The sequence below is a fragment of the Nitrosomonas aestuarii genome (assembly GCF_003046585.1).
Taxonomy (GTDB): domain Bacteria; phylum Pseudomonadota; class Gammaproteobacteria; order Burkholderiales; family Nitrosomonadaceae; genus Nitrosomonas; species Nitrosomonas aestuarii.
Map to the genome: position 1 here is coordinate 1 of NZ_QAAE01000027.1, position 20,846 is coordinate 20,846.

The window sequence follows — 20,846 nt, forward strand, 5'->3', positions numbered from 1 at the left end:
GGTATGGTATGTTCCGCATTAATTGGATTAAGGAATGTCGTGTCTTTGCTTGCCTGTTTAAAGCCGGTATAGACACCAGTAACCATGCCATCTGTACCTACATCTATAAAGCTGTACATGGCACGCCTTGCTTCGTTATATCCTAGATCTTGATGTTTTCCGGCATGCCAGTTATCTTTCAGCCAAACTTTTAGATCCTCGCCAGATAGATCATTAGGGGGCAATGGTCCGGCATAACTAAATAAACTCAGAAGCATTAACGAGATAGCAACAAAAGTTTTCATTATTTCCTCCAAACAGAAATTATGAATTCAAATATATTCTAGCCAAAAGAGCTTGATGTCAATCAGCTGTTTCTTCCATTTCACGATCGGATTGCTGTTGATGCCATATTGCTGAGAGAGTTCAGTTAGCGTCTTATCGCCTTTGATCGTAGTCAATGCAACTTTTGATTTAAATTCCGGTGAATGATTTCTGCGTTTCTTGTTCATTTTCTGTATGATTATTTTTTTAAATAAAAGGAGTACAGAAAATAACTCCTTAACTTACCCCTCCCGGTATCCAAATAACCGGGGCCACTTCAGTGACCTGCAAATTGACACAGAATTCTGAACGTCATCTCTAAGTTACATTTTTTGATTTCTCCTGGTTTTCTGGTAATGAACTTAAATCGGATAAGCTGCGACCACGCCACAATGAAAAAATAGCCGGAAAAACAATCAATACTAGAATCAATGTCGAGCCTGCACCGCCTAACATAGGCGCAGCTATTCGCTTCATCACATCAGCGCCACTACCACTACTGTACATGATGGGAAGCAAACCCAAAAACAGCGTCATGCTGGTCATCAACATTGGGCGAATGCGTTGACTTGCTCCTTCAGCAATCATATTTTTCAGGTCTGTCCTGGTTTTAAGTGAACCGTCTGCGACATGCCTACGCCACGCGAGATCCAAATACAGCATCATCAAAAGTCCCAATTCAACCGACAGTCCGGCCATCGCAATCATGCCGACCACGACGGCAACGCTCAAATTGTAGTCAAGTGCGGCCAGGAGCCAGATGCTGCCGATTAGCGAAAATGGCAGTGCTGTCATAATGATCAGTGTTTCGGCTATTGATTTTCGATGCATATAGAGCATAAAAAAGATTAAGAATATGGTCAGCGGCACCAGAATTGTCAGGCGAGCTTTAGCGCGTTCGAAGTACGTGAATTGTCCAGCCCAATCGATACGGTATCCTGGTGCTATTTCCACATTCTCAGTGACAACGTCGCGCGCCAGTTCGACATAATCGGCAATACCGATCTTGTCACTGACATCAACGAACACAAAGCTGACAAGCTGACCATCTTCATTTCTGAGCATCGGCGGCCCCGTACGAAAGCGAATATCGGCGACCTGTGTAATCGGTATCTGTGCACCGGTCGGAGTTGACACAAATACACGCTCAAGTGTTGCAATATTGTCACGGTATTCGCGGGCATAACGTACAAGAATACCGTAGCGCTCACGACCTTCAACGGTCTCGCTTACTTTGATGCCCCCAATTGCAGATTCGACAACGGATTGTATGTCGTTCACATTAAGGCCAAACCGTGCTGCGGCTTTGCGATCAATATCGAAATCTAGGAAGTATCCGCCCGTTGCGCGTTCGGCGAAGGCGCTGCGTGTATAAGGTGCGGTACGTTCATTATCAAGCAGCGCGCGCTCAATATTGATTGCAATCGATTCGACTATCGAAAGATCGGCTCCAAAAACTTTGATACCGAGTGAGGAACGTATGCCGGTTGCCAACATTTCGGTACGTGTTTGTATCGGCATCCACCAGATATTTGGCATGCCAGGAAATCGCATTGTATTATCCATCTCACCAATCAACTTATCCCAGGTCATCCCTTCACGCCATTCGTTGCCGGGCTTTAGCATAATATTGGTTTCGATCATAGATAATGGGGCCGAGTCAGTAGGGCTGGTACTGCGTCCAACCTTGCCAAACACGCGCTCGACTTCAGGAAATTTCTTTAACTCGCGATTCATGGTTTGCATGACGCGTGTAGCTTCCTCAACGGAAATATTAGGCAGTGTAGTCGGCATATAAAGAATACTGCCTTCGTTAAGTGGCGGCATGAATTCAGTGCCGAGGCTACGATATACGGGCACAGTTGCTGCAAGTGCGAACAATGCGAGAATGATTACTGGCCAGCGCCAACGCACCGCAAATTTTACGACCGGTATATAGCATGCCGTTAATCCTTTGTTCAGCCTGCTATGATCACCATGAATGCGTCCCTTGATCAGAAGGATAGCTAGTGCCGGGATCAGTGTCACTGACAATAATGCTGCGAAGAACATCGAATAGGTCTTGGTGTATGCTAGAGGTTTGAACAAACGACCTTCAGTACCTTCGAGGGCAAATACGGGAATAAAAGAAACAGTAATGATCAAAAGTGAAAAGAAAATGCTGGGACCAACTTCCTGCATGGCTTCGATCACGGCACGTATTCTAGCTTCACCCTGCAGTATTTCGTATTGCAGGCGCTTATGGATATTATCGATAATGACAATTGCGGCATCGACCATGGCGCCAATGGCCACGGCGATGCCGCCAAGCGACATGATGTTCGCCGTTAATCCCTGATAAAACATTGGAATGAACGATAGCAATATTGCAATGGGTAACGTTACAATCGCGACAATCGCTGATCGCACATGCAGGAGAAATAAACCGATAACTAGCGACACGATCAACATTTCGTGAATGAGCGTATTCTGTAGTGTCTCGATCGCACGTTCAATTAAACTGGAACGGTCGTAAACAGGAACAATCTCGACACCTGGCGGCAAGCTGGTCTTGAGAATATTTATTCGATTTTTAACCCGATTAATAACGTCAAGGACATTTTCTCCATACCGTATGACAACAATACCACCGACCGTAATGCCTTCGCCATCCAAATCTGCCTGTCCGCGTTGTAATTCAGGTCCCAGACTAACAGTTGCCACATCGGCAACGCTAATCGGTATACCGCCATCACCCACACCGATTACGACATCTTTGAGATCCTCAACTGATTTGACATAACCTCGGCCGCGAATGAATTGTTCATGTCCGGCGACTTCCAAAACGCGCCCGCCGACATCTTTATTGGACGCGCGGACTGCTGCTATCACTTTAGTTAGAGAAACACCATAAGATGACAATCTGTTAGGGTCAATATTAATCTGATATTCCTTGACAAACCCACCTACTGAAGCAACTTCGGCAACCCCTTCTACGGCTTCGAGTGCATAGCGCAGATTAAAATCCTGTAAGCTGCGCAAATCTGCCAGACTCTGATTGCCACTTTTATCGACCAATGCATATTGGTATCCCCAGCCAACTCCGGTCGCGTCTGGCCCTAGCGTAGGCTGCACGGCATCCGGCAGTTTGGCGGCAGCTGAGTTCAGGTACTCGAGCACGCGTGAGCGCGCCCAATAGATGTCTGTCCCATCTTCAAAGATTACATAGACAAATGATAATCCCATAAAACTTTGTCCGCGAACAAAACGTACCCCAGGTGCAGCAAGCAGCGTCGTCGTCAACGGATATGTAATCTGGTCTTCAATCAAATCTGGGCTGCGTCCGGGCCAATTGGTAAATACAATCACCTGCACATCCGATAGATCGGGAATAGCATCGAGTGGCGCACTGATGAATGAACGATAGCCCCATATGGTTGAGACGAGAACCAGCATCACAATGAGAAGCCAATTACGCGCTGAAAAACCAATCACCGTTTCGACCGGACCAAGTTTCCTTTTGTTGATATTGGTGTTTACCATTGCTCTATCCCCGTTTTCAGGCGCGTCTCCGCTGCAATGAGAAAATTACCAGAGGTAACGACAATGTCACCAGCTGAAAGTCCATCTAGTACTTCAACCAATCCATTTGCAGTACGTCCTGTTTTGATGCGAACGGGTTTGAGGCGGCCTTGCCCAAGATCGATAAAAACAACCCGGCTATCTCCGGCCACGATGATCGCTTCCTCTGGAATGCTGAGCCGTTGCCCCAGCCTCGCTTCCAAAAGTACTTCAGCATACATGTCAGGTTTCAGGGCGCCATCAGGGTTTTCCAATGACAGTCGAATACGACCGGTGCGGCTGTCACTCTGGAGATAAGGATAAACATATTCAACGATTACCGGATATGTTCTGCCTGGCAAATATGGCAATGTGAAGGTTGCAGCCATGCCGACTTGGACTAACTCGAGGTCTGCTTCGAAAACTTCTGCTTCGATCCATACACGAGAAAGATCAGCAATTTTTAATAATGTTTGTTCTTTGCGGACTGCGCTACCATCTGCGATATTGCGTTCAATCAAAGTGCCGCTGCGTGGTGCATAGATAGCAACATAATCTTGCGGCGATCCACGCTGTTCCAGAGCCTTAATTTCTTTTGGAGACATATCCCATAATGCCAGCCGTTGACGTGCCGCACGTAACAGGCCATCTTCAGAGCCGTTTTTCTGGCGACGCTTAAGCGTTTCAAGATATTCTTGTTGGGCGGCCAGTAGCTCAGGGCTGTAAACTGTAAATAGTATCTGGTTCTTTGTAACCTTAGCACCGACATAATTGGCTTTTAAGTCCCCAATATAACCATCAAATTTTAACGTAACATGCGACAACAATTGCTCATCAAACATCACTTCACCCACAGCCCGAATTGATTTTATTAAGTCACGGTGAGTTACTTCATCAGTTTCAACACCAATCATTTGACGACGGCGATTGTCGATTGTAATGACGTTAGCATCGTCTGTTGTTTTTGTAGCTCCATCTACAGGCGTAGCTCCTGCGACGATTGCAAGGTCCTTCCGGTCAGTGGCAAGATCGAATTGAAGGCGTTTCTCGTTATGTTGTGGGTCTTTGATTACGACAGTTAACGGCCATTCGCCACGCATGGATAAATTCATTTTTCCTGCATAGCGACCCGGCGCGCTCTCTTTAAGGTCTACAGGTGCACGCATTGCTGGCATAGCCCCCATGGCCGGCATCTCTGCGTAAGCATTGATGACGACAGGTACTGGATTATCGCGAGAATCGCGAACCTCAATAATCAATTCATTAATCCCCACGCGAGGGATACTAGGGTTAATACCAAGACCAATTTTTAGTCCATTTACCTGATAGCGAGACAAATTATCTCTGGCAACCGCAGATGATTCAGGCGGTACATTTGTGCCTGATTCAGATAAGAGAAAATAGGCTCCGCCAGTTAAAATTGCCAACACCGAAATACCGGTCAACCATGATAATTTCTTTGAATGTTTCATTGCTTTACTCCGGTTGAGGTTGGTAACGACAAATTGATCGATGCGCCTGTCCAACGCTCGAGCTCGGCAAGGCGCCTTACATAATCGGCACGTGCGCGCGCATGTGCAAGGTCAGTGCTAAGTTTGCGTTGCTCAGCGGTAATGACATTGAGAAAACCGCCGGCGCCACTTTGATAGTCGGCAATAGCCGATTCAAGGTATTCTTCAGCGAGGGGAATAAGTTTATCTTGGTACAATACTACAGATGACTGCGCTTCGATTACCTCTGCGCGCGCTTGTGCAAGATCTGCAAACAACTCTGCCCGCCGTTCAATCAGCAACCATTCGGCACGACGTGTTTCGGCTCTCGCCTGATTCAATATAGATCTTCGTTTACCGCGATCAAGTGGTATATTGATCGAAACAGCCAAAATAGGCCGTTTGTCTGCATTATCCCAAAGACTGTTATAGCCCATGCCGACCTGAAAATCAGGTAAAAATGCTTTTTCAGCTAAGGTAATACGACTTTCACCTGTAGAAATTCGTGCGTTCAATTGAGAAAACTCAGGGTGATGAGTCAATGCCAAAGCTTGCAATTCTTGAAATGTCGGAGGTTGCCGACGAGGAACCACAATCGGCTCAGCTTCCGGTAATGAAGCGTCTGGTGCCCGATTAAGTAACGCATTAATACGTGCCTGTATTGCGACCTGTTGTCGGAGAAGGATTAGTTCCTGATTTTTAAGATTGTTCAGTTCAACTTCAGCTTGCAGTGCATCTTGTTTGGTTGCAAGACCCGTTGCATAGCGTACTTGAGTGGTCACAGTTAATTCATCAAGTAGGGCTTGCGTTGCATGGTGAATGTTCAATGCCTCATGGATAAAGTGCCACTCAGCATAAGCTGCTTTGGTTTGGGTGATAACCAGCAACTGCAGCATGTCAGCCTCGCTACTGATTGCGAGTGCATCATTCCGGGCGACTGCTTCTCGAGCGGCCAATGTGCCTGGCCAGGGAATTTTTTGACTGACGTCAAATCTTTGATTTATACCTCGACTCGAGTCATGCGTCAGCGGTGCAATGCCGTAACTCAAAACCGGATCGTCTAGCGCGCTAGCGGGATCAATACGATAAGCAGCCGCCTCTGCGGCCGCTTGTATTGCAGCTAGGCCGGGGTTGACTTCAAGCACCCACGATGCCAACTGCTCGGCGGTTAAATATTGATCGGTTTTAAAGCCGGCATAGGCCTGTGGCGGAGTATCACCCCAAACGGGAGCAATGATTAGTGTTATAAAAACAGCGTATTGCAAGAATATGGAATGCAATGTTCATCTCCTTCTGTTGGTTCAACTAGAAAGCGACGCATTCGTACACGAGGGAACGAAGGTCAAAAGCGGAATCAGGATAAGGAGGTAGAATTAAATACGCAGTCGTTGCGTAATGAAATAAGTGCTAGAGCCAGATGAACTGACAATTGGTTGGGAATTGACGACTAAAACTACAACAGAATATGGTGAGTCAAGGATATCAAAATAATTGACAATAATAGCTTGAGGCGGGTCTACATCAGAACGTATCTCAGCTGGTTTGGCAAATGATGCGTTTTGTTTTGCTTCATCGGCATTGATACTGATTTCAATTGATTTATCACAGCAGGCTCCTTTATTCGGGCCGAGCATTACATCGCAACTATGATCCACGCAATCTTTATCAGCTCTATTGCCATCGCAACAACATTCGTGGAATATATCCATACCCATCATCGCGCATGTAAAAACTGTTCTTGCTTGCAACGACCCTATAGCCGTCATGAACAAAAACAGCAGTGCAAGTAGAAATGATGGAACTCGATAATTCATTATTTGCTAGTCTAATAATTTGACAAAATCATGCATATGAAAGACTCAATTTTGTAGTATAGCAAGACCATAATCATTTATGGACATCTGTTCGTAGTACGTGTAAAAAATTGTCACTTGGCACTTATCTGGGGAGGCCTAACCAGAACATAAACATATGCAAAAATCCGCTCTTGGGATTTTTATGTTCCTCAGATTACTTTACATACACTTCACAGTGCGTTTTGCCCATTTACCGATACTTTGTATGTGGTGCACACAACTTGTTTAAAATATTTTACCTTTATCTACAAACTCATTAACCACCATATATGATAAAACGGGGCGAGCAGTAGCATGACACGGTCGTGTTTGTCCTATAGCGAACCGCTATCCCGATGTGTCGAGTATTTGCGCGCCTAGTAACACCCAATACTGGCGCTTATCTTTCACAATTGTGTGGTCACTGGGGTATCAGTTAAGGCAAGTTAACTTTATGAAAAGCAGGGTGCAATATTACTGAGATAACGCCAGAAGAATGCCACAGTCTTTAACGACACGGCCGGTTGTGCATTTTCGGCGCAAGATCTTGAGTTGTCTTTTAAGTTCTTTTAATTCTCCGATACGTAAATCCACTTGCTTGACATGTCTATCAACCAGCGCGTTTATGTTATTACAAGCTGTGTCTGGAGAGTCTCTTAAATCAATTAATTGTCGAATTTCTGACAGAGTAATATCGAGGCCCCGACAATGTTTAATAAACATTAATTGCTCAATTGCGCTGTTATCATACAGGCGATAATTGCCCTCACTACGCTTAATGGAATCCAGCAACCCTTCTTTTTCGTAGTAACGTATCGTTTGTACGGAGCATGCTGTTAATTTCGCTAATTCACCAATCCTCATTTAACCTCCTAAACATATTGACTCTACAGTAACTATAGACTTTAAACTGTTTCTTGTTCACAGTGTGAGGATATTTTTGTGGTGGATAATTTGTCAAATCGCAGCTAAAAGTGCCCTATGAAGGTAATCTCGATAAAATCCAGAGGCGCATGGTATTGCTGAGTTTGGGAGCTAGCTTAAACGACACTCGAATCTGTAAAAACGATGGATAAAAAGGAAGCCACCATTCTCAAATGGTTACTCGCCATTAATGCAACTATGTTTTTCGTTGAGTTATCTGTCGGTTGGTTTGCACAATCGACCGCGTTGATGGCGGATTCTCTCGATATGTTTGCTGACGCGGCGGTTTATGGCCTTGCACTATATGCTGTTGGTCATAGCACTCGCATGAAGCTTCGAGTGGCTCATCTGTCAGGCTGGATACAGGTGGTTTTAGCGCTAGGCGCATTGAGTGAAGTGTTTCGCCGTTTTGTTTTTGGGAGCGAACCGGTTTCGACACTTATGATGAGCTTCGGGTTAGTGGCTTTGATAGCAAACATCATCTGTTTGATACTGATTTCTAGAAATAAAGAGGGTGGGGCACATATGAAGGCCAGTTGGATCTTCTCTGCCAATGACGTCATCGCCAATCTTGGGGTAATCTTGGCAGGGTTTCTTGTAGCGTTGACAAATTCTCCTTATCCTGACCTTGTGATTGGTCTGGTTATCGGTTCGATCGTACTTAACGGTGCACGCCGTATTTTACGACTTGAATCCTAAACTGAGAGTGTAATTACAAATACCGGTGGATTCTAAAAAACTTAACTTGGTGGGCGGAAATTTTTGACCACAAGATATCTAATCAAGGATACAATAACTCGTATGAATAGGTTTTTTACTGTCAATTTCATGGTTTTTATGCTATCTGTCAGTCTTTTGACAAACGGTTTTGCTTCGGCATTTCATGGCGAAGTATTTATGCATGAGCTTGATCACAACCATCAACATTCTATCTCAATAGCGCATGCAGAACATTCGCATAATGAATTTCCTGATGAAAAAGAATCAGATCTTTCACCACATATATGCTTTAGCGTGGTATATCACCCCCTTCTCTTTACAAAGCTGCCGTTAATGCCCACCGTAGTAGGTAAAGAGGTTCTATCTGAATCTATTTCATTCCAAATTCCAACATCTATTCCAGATTCGCCGTTCCGTCCTCCTCGAAGTATCTTTCCCAGTTAGAACGTTAGACTAGATTGCTTGAGTTGCCAGCATTCAATTTAGGATGTTTGGGATAGCTCGTAATTGTCAGTTCAGAGCATACGTGATAGATACGTTTGTCGTGGGCGCCGCCCAAAGCTTAACGCAATTTTTGGCGCTGACAAGGTGAAACCTATAGCTTAGACCCCTGCTGAGTCTGTTCGAGTTCGTCATTAATATTCTAGCCTTGCTCGTTTTCCCTAGCTATTTCTTTGTTGCAACGCAATCGAAGCTTACAACTTGAAAACAACATAGCAATCCTGCGGGATTTTGCAGATCTTGATTAACCATTAGGATCTGACGATTCTTCACTTTTTGTATAAGAATTAAACAGATTATGATCAATAGCATCATTTATTTTTCAATCAAAAACAAACTAATAGTGGGTTTGATGACAATCGCCCTGATAAGTGCAGGGATTTATTCCATGTTTACGATGAACGTGGGATCGTTACCAGATATCACCAACAATCAGGTGCAGGTCATTACGGTGTCACAAAATCTGGCGACCGAAGACATCGAGCGATTTGTCACTTTTCCTGTGGAATTGGCGATGGCCAATTTGCCTGGTACCGTGGAAATCCGTTCCGTTTCCCGCTTTGGCCTTTCGGTCGTGACCATCATCTTTGAAGATGACATGGGCACCTATCTGCCGCGCCAGTTAGTTCAGGAAAAATTAAATGCGGTCAGGCAACAGATACCCGAGCAATTCGGCAATCCGTATATGGGTCCCATCACAACCGGACTGGGAGAAATTTATCAATATACCATTGAACCCAAGCCGGGATACGAAACCACATATTCGCCAACCGAGCTACGCACTATTCAAGACTGGATTGTCAAGCGGCAAATGGCACTGGTTGAAGGCGTCGTTGACATTAACTCTTTTGGCGGAAAAATCAAACAGTACGAAATTGCCATCAACCCTGAAAGACTGAATGCCAACAATATTTCTATTTCCGAGGTATTTGAAGCGCTGCGCCGCAATAATGCCAATACCGGCGGCGCCTATATTGAAAAACACAACATGGCAAACTTTATCCGTGGCGAAGGATTGGTGCGCTCACTCGACGACATTGAAAATATTTTCATAAAAAATTTAAATGGCATACCTATCTTAATCAGGGATGTCGCTGAAAAGGTGCATTTTGGTCATCAGGTGCGTTACGGCGCTTTCACTCAGGATGGCCAGGAAGCTGTAGGCGGTATGATCCTGATGCTACGGGGATCCAACTCTAATGCCGTCATTCGCAATGTTCAGAAACGTATCGACGAAATTCAGAAGTCCTTGCCGGAGGGACTGGAGATCAAAGCGTTTCTCGATAGAAGCGCTTTGATAGAACGGACCACCAGTACCGTCGTCCAGAACCTTACGGAAGGCGCGCTTATTGTTATTTTTTTTCTGGTCATTCTGATGGGCAGCATACGCGGCGGCATTATTACAGCCAGTGCTATTCCCTTGTCGATGCTGTTTGCTTTTATCATGATGCGCATATTTGACATATCAGGCAACCTGATTAGTCTCGGCGCGATTGATTTCGGGATTATTGTTGATGGCGTAGTCATTATCGTTGAACGCACTGTTTTTGAAATCCAGAAACAACTTCGGGCCGGAAAACTGGCAGCCACTCAGGATATCATGGATGAATTGACCTATCGCGCCGGCAGTTCGATGATGAAAACCGCGTTTTTTGGCCAAATGATTATTTTGATTGTGTTTATTCCTATCCTGTCGCTAACCGGGATCGAAGGCAAAATGTTCCATTCCATGGCGTATACGCTGGGATTCGCCATGCTGGGCGCTATCGTTCTTTGCCTGACATATGTTCCGATGATGTCTGCCCTGCTTTTAAAACCGACACAAAACAAGGGTAGCTGGAATTATAAACTGGACAATCGCCTTGAAAAATTCGGTGACGGAATAATAAGCAAGATCTATCACGCTTATCGGCCATTACTCAAAACCGTGTTGCGGCATAAAGTAATTGTCGTTATTGTTGTAGTTTCTCTAAGCAGCACAGCCATTTTTATTTTTTCCAGGATGGGTGGCGAGTTCATACCCCAACTGAACGAAGGTGACATTGCGATGCAGGCATTGATCAGACCGGGCGGCAGTCTTGGAGAAGCCATCGAAGTTTCCAATCAAATAGAAAACATTCTGCTGAAAAAATTTCCGGAAATTAAAACCGTTTTAGCCAGAATTGGTGTGGCGAACATACCAACCGATCCAATGCCTATGGATATTGCCGACATGTTTATTATTCTGGAAAAAGACGTGAATAAATGGACATCAGCCCAGTCTAAAGATGAACTGATTGAACAAATCAAAACAACGCTTGACAGTGAACTGACAGGTGTCAATCTGGTTTTCAGTCAACCGGTTGAACTGCGCTTTAATGAACTGTTAACCGGCGTCCGTGAAGATGTAGCCGTAAAGCTTTTTGGCGAAGATCTTGCAATTCTGGCGCAAAAAGCCGAACAAATGGCCCAAATTATTCAAACTGTTCCGGGTGTCGGCGATGTCAACCCTGAAAGAACCTCCGGTTTGCCTCAAATGACCGTGCGCTATAACCGTGAAAAACTCGCTCAATACGAGATGAACATTGATAAACTGAATGAATATGTCAGTTCTGCATTTGCCGGTGGCGTGGCCGGAATCATTCTTGAAGGAGAAAAACGTTTTGAAATGGTCATACGATTTGACCAGGCCTACCAAAAAAGCATTGATGATTTACGCGATCTTTACGTGGATCTGCCCAACGGCCAACAGGTTCCGCTCAAGGAACTGGCCGATATCAACTACGTACTGGGGCCAATGCAAATATCCCGTGAAAACGTCTATCGAAGAACCTATGTGGGTATCAATACCCGTGGGCGCGATGTCGAATCCGTAGTCAGGGATATTCAACAAAAACTGGATACGGAACTGGATTTACCGCCAGGCTATTACCTGATCTATGGCGGAGAATACGAAAACTTGCAAAGCGCCAAGAGCAGACTGACTATTATAGCCCCGATTGTACTTTTCCTGGTTTTTACAATGCTGTATTTTGCCTTGAAACGGGTGTCCCAGTCACTAATCCTTTTTTCCGGCATTTTTATCGCGACAATTGGCGGCGTATTTGCCCTATGGTTGCGGGATATGCCTTTTAGCATTTCAGCAGGCATCGGTTTTATCGTTGTTTTTGGCGTTGCTGTACTCGATGGACTGGTGCTTACCGATCGATTTAACACGTTAAAAGCAGAAGGAATCACCAATATCAAGCAACGCATTCTTATCGGCACCAAAGAGAGAATCAGACCTATCCTGCTTGCAAATTTTACTGATATTTTCGGATTTCTGCCCATGGCGCTGGCCACGACAGCGGGTTCTGAAGTGCAACATCCGCTGGCGACGGTAGTCATTGGCGGTCTTTTTACTTCAGCTCTGTTTACCCTGTTCATGCTTCCGGTACTTTATACGGCTGTTGAGAATCATGGTGATAACAGCAAAAATCCGGCAGAAAGTGAAACCATCAACAATCAAAAATCCAGAATCAATAAGTCTGTCATTCTGCTCACGATGCTCATTTTGCTAAGTACCGCCGTAACAGTACACGCACAATCTCAATCGTTAGAACATCTGCAAACTATCACCCTGGAACAGGCAAAAGCACTGGCTGTGGAAAATTTCCCAAAAATACAAGCAGCCAGGCTGGATATAGAAAACCAGGAGGTCTTGAAAAAAACCGCCTGGAACCTAGGCAACACGTCTATTTTCACCGGCGGTGAAGAAATTGGCAATGGTGGGGGCATCTATACCCAGATTGGTATACAGCAACGTCAAATTGATGTATTTGGCGTTGCACCCAGGTTAAAGCTACAGGAAGAACGCACCGCATTAGCAGAAAATGTGTTTAATCTGTCTGTTATAGAAGTGAAACGGGAAGTCAGCCGCGCCTGGGCTATGGTCTATACAACCAAAAATAACTATCAGGTATACCAAAGACTAGATGCAATCTTTAAGGATATCGAACGGGCAGCCCGCTTAAGACTCGAAGTTGGGGCGACTTCCAAACTGGAGTATCTTGCAACCTCGAACCAAGGCAATCAAGTACAGATATTAAAAGAACAAGCTTATCGCGATTACCTGAGCGCACTACAAAGACTCAATCTATGGTTTGTTTCTGAGATCTTTTTCAATGTGTCAGATATTCCGGTTGATCAACTGGATACACCCCTGGATACAATTGCAGAATCACTGGACGATCATCCTTTATTAAACATTTCCAAGCAGCAAATCGGTGTAGCGGATGCTGCCATTAAAGAAAGAAAAGCTCAATTTATGCCAAAATTTAACTTGATGTACGGCAAACAAGAGATCTCCGGACAACCTGGCGGTTTTCACCAGTTTCAGGCCGGCATTCAGATTCCGCTGTTTTTCGGTCCCGAATTGGGAGGGATGCAATCAGCTAAATTGCAACGTTCGATAGCTGCACAGAATCTCCGGCAAACGCGGCAGGAGTTGAACACAACCTACCAGAGTGTCCGCGAACAGTACACCAAGTGGTTGAATTCATGGCGGTACTATCAGGAAACAGCACTTCCCATGGCACGGGAACAACAGGAGGGCGCGGTATTTGCTTACAAGGAAGGCGCGATTGATTATGTAACATTTTTACAAAATATACGCGAAGCGATACGCATTGAAATCGATTCATGGAATGCTTTTGGCAGTTACCTGGACAATCGCTTTCAATTGGAATACTTCCTAAAAACATCGCATTGACAGAATGATTAACCCAGTAAAGAGCAAATAAAAATGGACAAATATAATTTGTACTTATCTGTCTTGATACTAATCATGTTTTTTCTCTCGGGTTGTGACAGCAAGCCAGCGGATAACAGCGCCCTGAATGAAGACAGGAATCAAGTTTCCCGGAAAGATAGTGCACGTGAAAAGCACGATGAACACGATCACGGCGAGGAAAAACACAATGGGCATGATCATGAAGAAGCCAATGAAGTCCATCTTTCCGCATCCAGGCTCGCTAGCCTAGGCATCAAAGTAAATACCTTGCCAGAACGATCCATTTCCGGAAATATAAAAGTCAACGGCAGGCTTGCATTGTTTCCTCAGCATAGAGCCACGGTTACAGCCATTTTAGGAGCTAATGTCATGGCAATAAATGTGATAGAAAGCGAAAGAGTACAAAAAGGTCAGGTATTGGCTTATCTTTCGCACCCTAATCTGACGAATCTTCAGGCCGCCTATATTAGAGCCTATAATCAGATGCAATTTTTAAAAAATGAATATCAACGTGAAGAACATCTTTATGAAGCAGGCGTCGGCTCCGGCAAAGCTTACCAGCAAGCGCAAGCAAATTTTCTGGCAATGAAAGGTGAAGTCGCGGGCTTTGAAGCGCAGTTAATTCAGTTAAACATCAATGCGATAAAGACCAGGACTGGAGAAATCTTGCAAAATGTGCCTGTCGTCAGCCCGATTGATGGCTATATTGAAAAGGTTTTAATCCAAACCGGACAATTTGTCGACCCTAATGCCACATTATTTATGATCATGAATCTTGATCATATCCATGCTGATCTTATGGTGTTTGAAAAAAATGTCTCTGAGGTAAAAGAGGGCCAGAGAGTTACGTTCAGGGTTGAATCAATCCCGGGGAAAACATTATCTGCACAAATTTTTGCGGTTGGTAAAAATTTTGAGCAAACTCCAAGAGCAGTACATGTGCATGCAAGAATTGAACAGAAGGAAAACTTGCTTATTCCGGGAATGTACATATACGGAGAGATCCAAACAGGAAGCTCGCTCGTCAGTGCATTACCGGAAGATGCCATTGTCTTGGAAGAAGGAAAATCTTTCATATTTACGGCGGAGGCCCACCAAGAAGATGGAAAAACAGAATGGGTTTTTAAACCAGTTGAAGTCATAACAGGTATATCTGATGACGGATGGGTAGAAGTCAACCCAATTGAACCATTCCCCAAAGACGTCAATGTGGCATGGAACAATGCATATTATTTGATCGCGGAAATGAAGAAAGGCGAAACATCGCATGAGCATTGATCGATGCATTCTACCCAGATCCCATTGGAATTTCTATAGACCTTGAAATAAATATCGGAATCAATTATGCACATAAAAAAAGCTTTGGTCTTAAAAAGGTCATCGTATGGACAAGACGCGATATTTATATTTTTGTCATTATTGCGGCTGTTCCAACAGTTATCTATGAAACCTTTCATTTTCAGTGGCTGGCATTGCCATGGCTGCCCATGGCGATTATCGGCACAGCTGTGGCTTTCATTATCGGTTTCCAAAATAATGCCACATACAACCGTTTGTGGGAGGCACGGATGATTTATGGGGCTATTGTAAATTCAAGTCGAACGTGGGGAATGATGGTGAAAACATACATTACTAATAAACATGCACAACAGCTTTTATCTGATAGCGAACGCAAGGCAGTGCGCCGCAAGTTTATTTATCGTCATATTGCATGGCTTACTGCATTACGTCATCAATTACGCCAGCCGCGCGAATGGGAAACAATGGATAGAAACTATAATATTGAATACGAGAAATTCTTCACCGTTCCAGAACATCAGATAAGCTTGGAAGATGATATTGCACTGTATTTATCTGTAATAGATAAAGAATATATTTTGAGCAAGCAGAACCGAGCTGCACATATTATCAGCGTCCAGGCAGAAGAATTGAAAGAATTATTCAACAGAGGGTTGATAGATAATTTTCGTCACATAGAATTGCAGAGGGTTTTGTCTGATTTATATGAACATCAGGGCAAATGCGAACGCATTAAAAATTTTCCGTATCCACGTCAGTATGCGACACTTAACCTGTATTTCGTTTGGTTGTTTGTCATTTTGCTTCCTTATGGAATGATTCCGGAATTTGAAAAACTTGGACATCATATTACCTGGCTTACTATTCCCTTTTGTGTGCTGGTTTCGTGGATATTTCGCACCGTGGATAAAATAGGCGAATCAAGCGAAAACCCTTTTCAAGCAGGAGCAAATGATATCCCTATTACATCACTTAGCCGCACCATTGAAATTGATCTTCGTGAAATGTTGGACGAAACAGAACTGCCCTGACCCATTGAAGCGAAGAATGGTATTTTGATGTAAAGCTTATCCAGTATATAACCAATTTAAATTAAGAAACCAATCCGATGGTGTAAAAAGTGCTTTACTTAGCATTTTTGTTTGGCCGCGTATAGATAAATATTGAGTTTAGTTTCTTTGTGTAAGCAGCCTATTTATATATTGAAGTAATTGTATTGAAGCCAATACTGTTATCCGCATTGATCATTTTCAAACTCGAGCGTTGAATGCTCAATTTGAAATTTATCGTGTAACATCTGTTTTAAATTGAATTTCAGGCTATCCATATTCACATCTTTATCCAGAACCACATGTGCTTCCAGCGCGTTGCATCGTTCGTCAAGTTGCCAGATATGAACATGATGAACATTGATCACGCCATATTGAATTTCCATTGCGGCGATCACTTCATCAATGTCGATATGTTCCGGAGTTCCTTCCATCAGCAGATGAATGACTTTCGGTATTTCTTTGAATCCCTGCCGCAGAACATACCCAGAAATCAGCAAGGTCATCGCAGCATCCGTCCAAGTCCAACCATACAGCAAAATAAGTGTTCCGGCTATGATAACGCCGATGGATGCAAGTGCGTCCGTGACGTTATGCAAAAATACGGCTTTAATATTCATGCTGCGTTTGGATTGACTGTATGTCAGTAAAGCTGTAAAAGTATCTACGATCAAGGCAAATCCGGCCACGATTACAATCGTCCAGCCTTCGATTTCCTCAGGCGCGATAAAACGCATGATCGCTTCATAGCAGAGATACAGACCTATAATTATAAGCGTGGTCAGATTAATGAGTGCCGCAATTGTTTCGGCGCGTTTATAGCCAAAGGTTTTAAGTTGATCTGGCGGCTTGCGGCCTATGCGGATGGCCACCAGCGCAATCAGCATGGATGCTGCGTCACTAAAATTATGCAAAGCATCTGCAATGAGCGAAAGACTGTTTGAAATCAAGCCACCGATCACCTGCGCCAACGTCAAAAGAATGTTCGCGCTAACAGCCCACCATAGGCGGCGTTCACCTATTTCAGACGGATGAGCGTGATGTTGATTATTTCCTATGATGTGTCCTCTTTGTTTTAAAATGAGGGTGTGAGGGCGAACCATTAGTGCGTACTTTGCACGCGAACTTTTAGTTACCGTATGAATATGGTGGTTTCTACCAATATCATTCAATGACTGATTAGAAGAAAATAAATTATAAGCAATTGAAACTACACTAGTAACCGAATGATTAATAATGGTTATTATGGATACTTGGAGAAATATGCGTCAAGTCCTAAATTAGTTTATGCAGTTTGGTGATCATATGTAGCAATGTCTTTAAGCGCATTACCAATTTGTTTTGAAGCAACATCTAACTCATATGCTTTTTGCAAGTTGAGCCAAATTCTGGGGCCTGTTCCAAAGAACTTTCCGAGGCGTAAAGCTGTATCAGCCGTAACGCTGCGCTCACCATTTACAATCTGATATATTCGGTTCTTAGGCACATCAATCTTTTTGGCCAACTCACCCGCATTGATGCCAATAAATTCAAGTTCATCGGCCAGAATCTCGCCAGGATGTATAGGTTCACCTATTCTTTTTGTCATGTCTTTTATCTCCTAATGATAGTCGACGATTTCAACGTCATACGGCTCATCATTCCACTTAAAGCAAATACGCCATTGCATGTTGATACTGATGCTATATTGGTCTTTTCTATCACCAATCAGTTTTTCAAAGCGATTGCTGGGAAAATTTTCCAGTTCTTTTAATGTTTCAGCTTCATTTAGCAACCTTAAGCGTCGCTCGGCCCGTCGTCCAATACTAGAAAAACGTTTTACAAACTTACCGGAATAGAGCTTCTCGGTATATTTGCATTTAAAACTTCTTATCATTATTCCAACAATAATACTAATTACGAGTTACGTCAAGAATAACTTTTTACACCTTATATGAAGATTGAGGGCTCTGTTGCAAAAAATTGCACATCTCAGAGCAAGTTTCTGATATGTCGAATTATGTGCTATAGATATTGAATTGACTTTCAATTAGACGGATTTCTCCTATGAGGCCCTGGTCATATTTCCATGCATCTATCTGTCCTTTTCTGAACATGTGCATGAGTTCAAATCCTTTAATCGTTGCATAGGCGGTCTTCATTGATTTAAACCCACGTACTGGATTGATCAGCCGTTTGAGTTTGCCATGATCGGCTTCAACAATGTTATTCAGGTATTTCACTTGCCGGTACACCGTGTCTTCCGGGCATTTTCCCTCTTTCTTCAGTTCATCAATGGCGGGGCTGAAAGTCGGCGCTTTATCTGTATTGAAGGTTTGTGGATGCGACCATGGCTTGATGGATTTAAGTGCTTTTGCCAGGAAGAGTCTGGCCGCTTTTATATTGCGGGTTGAGGAAAGATAAAAATCTATGGTATTTCCGGATTTATCGATAGTCCGGTATAAATACGCCCACTTTCATTTGACCTTCACATAGGTTTCATCTATTCGCCAGCTAAGGCCAGTCGTTGGCTTCCAGTACCATCGCAGACGTTTCTCAATTTCCGGCACATACTGCTGAACCCAGCGGCAAATGATCGTATGATCTACTTCAAACCCTCGTTCCAGCATCATACCCTCCAGATCACGATAACTGATCCCATATTTGCAGTACCACCTGACACAACCCAGAATTATGGCACCCTGGTAATGCCGCCATTTGAAATCACTCATTGCTTTTCCTCATCTGAAAAACAATGCTAAGCTAAGCTGAAATTCGGATTTTTGCAACAGAGCCCTCTATCGTTACCTTGCACCCAATGGTGCGTTAAGAGATTATGGCAAAAGGGTTTTGGGCTTTGACAAATAGCGCAGTAAAGGGTATCAAGCGGTGTTGAAGATCATTTTGTGTTCAGAAAAAAGGTGCCGTCAACAACAAATTTTCTACTAAATCCCGTGAGATTTTTGAGCCTTTTGTTAAATAGCACCCAATGAGTTTATTCACAAAAATAAAACAATATGCACAACATCTAAAGTCAGAGATTTATGCACTTTATTTGGCATCCCGTGATCCTCGAACGCCATGGTATACGAAACTGATTGTTGCTTCCATCGTAGCCTATGCTCTCAGCCCTATTGATTTGATTCCTGATTTTGTGCCAATTCTCGGCTATCTGGATGATTTAATATTGTTGCCATTAGGTATTGCTCTGGCAATAAAATTAATTCCTGATTCAGTCTTGATCGATTGCAGAATACGAGCTTCGGAATCCATTAAAATGGAAAAACCGGTCAACTATGTCGCTGGCGCAATTATTATCACGATATGGTTAATATTTGGAGCATTTTGCATCATGTGGATCGATCAAGATTTTATGTCATATATTCCGACATAGTAAATTACTTTTTATAGTAAAACTTGAAGATTGAGACTATTTTATTTACTGTTTATCACGTTATTATTCCTAGTAACTGGATGCAATTCATTACCTTTTCAAAAAACAATCCCACCTGAAACGCCTATAAAAATAATTGTATCGCAAATAAAAATGGATGCACCTCTATCTTCGCCGAACGATTTGCATTCTTTTAAAGATCCAATTCCTTCCCCAGATAGGCCAATTGTTTTGGCTCAATTGATCGAAGAAGTTGAAACTAGGGCTCAAAAACTATTTACAGAACAATTAGCACAGCAAGCAGGATTTATTGTAGTTCCATTCGATAAAGCATATCAAACAAGAACAGAAGTTAATTCACCTTCTCAATGGCTTAATAAAGAACAACGCATCGCAATGGGTTCTAAAGCCGGTGCTGATATTGTGATTTCAGGTCGTATACTCGACTTCGGCAAGGTTCAATGGCAATACTGGGTAACTGGCTTGCTTCTTTCGATGGCAGTGGAAACACTCATTGTAGGAGCAGCAACTGGATTTAATCCTAGTATTATGGCACTAGCTGCTGCAAGTGAACTAGTGACTGATTTGCCCTTTTGGTGGGGTGGCGCATACATAGCTGGATGGGTTTTTCGGCCTGTTCGGATAAAAATAAAAGCTATGCAAATTACTGAATGTGAAAAAGTTGTCTGGAAAGAGCAAGAATTAATGGTGAAGATACCTGGAAAATCACTCAAGAAGCACTCACCAGAAGCACAAAAACGTAAGGAAGTGCAATTAGGTGTCAATTTAGAGGAAACATTAAAGGAATTGGCAAAAATTGCAGGACGCGAATTAAGAATCAAACCATGCAAAGAACATAATTTTTAAATAGATCGTGAATTGATCGAATGTTGGAATATACTGTATTAGTGTGATTACCAAGGGAAACTGTCGGTCTAATTACCTGTATTAGCTCCGATCAAATCTGACACACCACTTGCAAAAGTGAGAGTTACCCGTTTTGATAAAGGTATCGAATCTTAATCAAAACAAAAAAGGTAACTCTCAATGACACATACTAAC

16 protein-coding genes and 2 pseudogenes are annotated in these 20,846 nt (G+C 43.3%); 7 read left to right on the forward strand and 11 right to left on the reverse strand.

Annotated features, from left to right (window positions below; all coding sequences use genetic code 11):
• The 7 genes and pseudogenes from C8R11_RS14810 to cadR form a co-directional block, all read right to left on the reverse strand.
• Positions 1–284, reverse strand: a 284-nt coding sequence (locus C8R11_RS14810) for a hypothetical protein (protein WP_219908621.1), incomplete at its 3' end; no start/stop codon positions are given.
• 57 nt (positions 285–341) lie between these two features.
• Positions 342–491 (reverse strand): annotated as a pseudogene (locus C8R11_RS14815) (transposase); the annotation flags it as partial.
• A gap of 130 nt (positions 492–621) precedes the next feature.
• Positions 622–3,825: an efflux RND transporter permease subunit gene (locus tag C8R11_RS14820; protein WP_107796377.1), complete on the reverse strand. Its 3,204-nt coding sequence runs from the start codon at positions 3,823–3,825 to the stop codon at positions 622–624.
• Entirely contained in the window at positions 3,819–5,315 is a 1,497-nt protein-coding gene (locus tag C8R11_RS14825; protein ID WP_107796378.1) for an efflux RND transporter periplasmic adaptor subunit, read from the reverse strand. The genes C8R11_RS14820 and C8R11_RS14825 overlap by 7 nt, the downstream gene beginning before the upstream one ends.
• Positions 5,312–6,613: a TolC family protein gene (locus C8R11_RS14830; RefSeq protein WP_107796379.1), complete on the reverse strand. Its 1,302-nt coding sequence runs from the start codon at positions 6,611–6,613 to the stop codon at positions 5,312–5,314. The genes C8R11_RS14825 and C8R11_RS14830 overlap by 4 nt, the downstream gene beginning before the upstream one ends.
• Before the next feature lie 93 nt (positions 6,614–6,706).
• On the reverse strand, positions 6,707–7,099 hold the full coding sequence (locus C8R11_RS14835) for a hypothetical protein (protein ID WP_146159126.1): 393 nt from the start codon (positions 7,097–7,099) through the stop codon (positions 6,707–6,709).
• Positions 7,100–7,642: 543 nt separating this feature from the next.
• Positions 7,643–8,032: a Cd(II)/Pb(II)-responsive transcriptional regulator gene (gene cadR, locus C8R11_RS14840; RefSeq protein ID WP_107796381.1), complete on the reverse strand. Its 390-nt coding sequence runs from the start codon at positions 8,030–8,032 to the stop codon at positions 7,643–7,645.
• Between the two features lie 204 nt (positions 8,033–8,236).
• Here cadR and C8R11_RS14845 point away from each other — a divergent pair, with 204 nt between their 5' ends.
• From C8R11_RS14845 to C8R11_RS14865, 5 genes are all read left to right on the forward strand, one after another.
• Complete coding sequence (locus tag C8R11_RS14845) at positions 8,237–8,791, forward strand: cation efflux transmembrane domain-containing protein (RefSeq protein WP_219908622.1); 555 nt, start codon at positions 8,237–8,239, stop codon at positions 8,789–8,791.
• Positions 8,792–8,893: 102 nt separating this feature from the next.
• Positions 8,894–9,256: a hypothetical protein gene (locus C8R11_RS14850; RefSeq protein ID WP_107796382.1), complete on the forward strand. Its 363-nt coding sequence runs from the start codon at positions 8,894–8,896 to the stop codon at positions 9,254–9,256.
• Positions 9,257–9,611: 355 nt separating this feature from the next.
• Positions 9,612–14,042, forward strand: coding sequence for a CusA/CzcA family heavy metal efflux RND transporter (locus C8R11_RS14855; RefSeq protein ID WP_107796383.1), 4,431 nt, complete (start codon positions 9,612–9,614; stop codon positions 14,040–14,042).
• 33 nt (positions 14,043–14,075) lie between these two features.
• Positions 14,076–15,341 carry an efflux RND transporter periplasmic adaptor subunit gene (locus tag C8R11_RS14860; RefSeq protein ID WP_107796384.1) on the forward strand — a complete coding sequence of 422 codons (1,266 nt, stop codon included), beginning with the start codon at positions 14,076–14,078 and terminating at the stop codon, positions 15,339–15,341.
• Positions 15,338–16,393, forward strand: coding sequence for a bestrophin family protein (locus C8R11_RS14865; protein ID WP_219908623.1), 1,056 nt, complete (start codon positions 15,338–15,340; stop codon positions 16,391–16,393). The genes C8R11_RS14860 and C8R11_RS14865 overlap by 4 nt, the downstream gene beginning before the upstream one ends.
• A 200-nt stretch (positions 16,394–16,593) precedes the next feature.
• Here C8R11_RS14865 and C8R11_RS14870 read toward each other — a convergent pair whose 3' ends face one another.
• From C8R11_RS14870 to C8R11_RS14885, 4 genes and pseudogenes are all read right to left on the reverse strand, one after another.
• Complete coding sequence (locus C8R11_RS14870) at positions 16,594–17,514, reverse strand: cation diffusion facilitator family transporter (protein WP_107796385.1); 921 nt, start codon at positions 17,512–17,514, stop codon at positions 16,594–16,596.
• 182 nt (positions 17,515–17,696) lie between these two features.
• Positions 17,697–17,999, reverse strand: a complete 303-nt coding sequence (locus C8R11_RS14875) for a HigA family addiction module antitoxin (protein WP_107796386.1) — start codon at positions 17,997–17,999, stop codon at positions 17,697–17,699.
• A 12-nt stretch (positions 18,000–18,011) separates the two neighbouring features.
• Positions 18,012–18,287 carry a type II toxin-antitoxin system RelE/ParE family toxin gene (locus C8R11_RS14880; protein ID WP_107796387.1) on the reverse strand — a complete coding sequence of 92 codons (276 nt, stop codon included), beginning with the start codon at positions 18,285–18,287 and terminating at the stop codon, positions 18,012–18,014.
• A gap of 121 nt (positions 18,288–18,408) precedes the next feature.
• Positions 18,409–19,122 (reverse strand): annotated as a pseudogene (locus C8R11_RS14885) (IS6 family transposase).
• A 257-nt stretch (positions 19,123–19,379) separates the two neighbouring features.
• Between C8R11_RS14885 and C8R11_RS14890 the strand changes: the two are divergent.
• The gene (locus C8R11_RS14890) at positions 19,380–19,784 is read left to right on the forward strand and encodes a YkvA family protein (RefSeq protein ID WP_107796388.1); all 405 of its coding nucleotides are present in this window, start codon (positions 19,380–19,382) and stop codon (positions 19,782–19,784) included.
• A 153-nt stretch (positions 19,785–19,937) separates the two neighbouring features.
• Positions 19,938–20,651: a hypothetical protein gene (locus C8R11_RS14895; protein ID WP_107796389.1), complete on the forward strand. Its 714-nt coding sequence runs from the start codon at positions 19,938–19,940 to the stop codon at positions 20,649–20,651.
• Positions 20,652–20,846 lie beyond the last annotated feature (195 nt).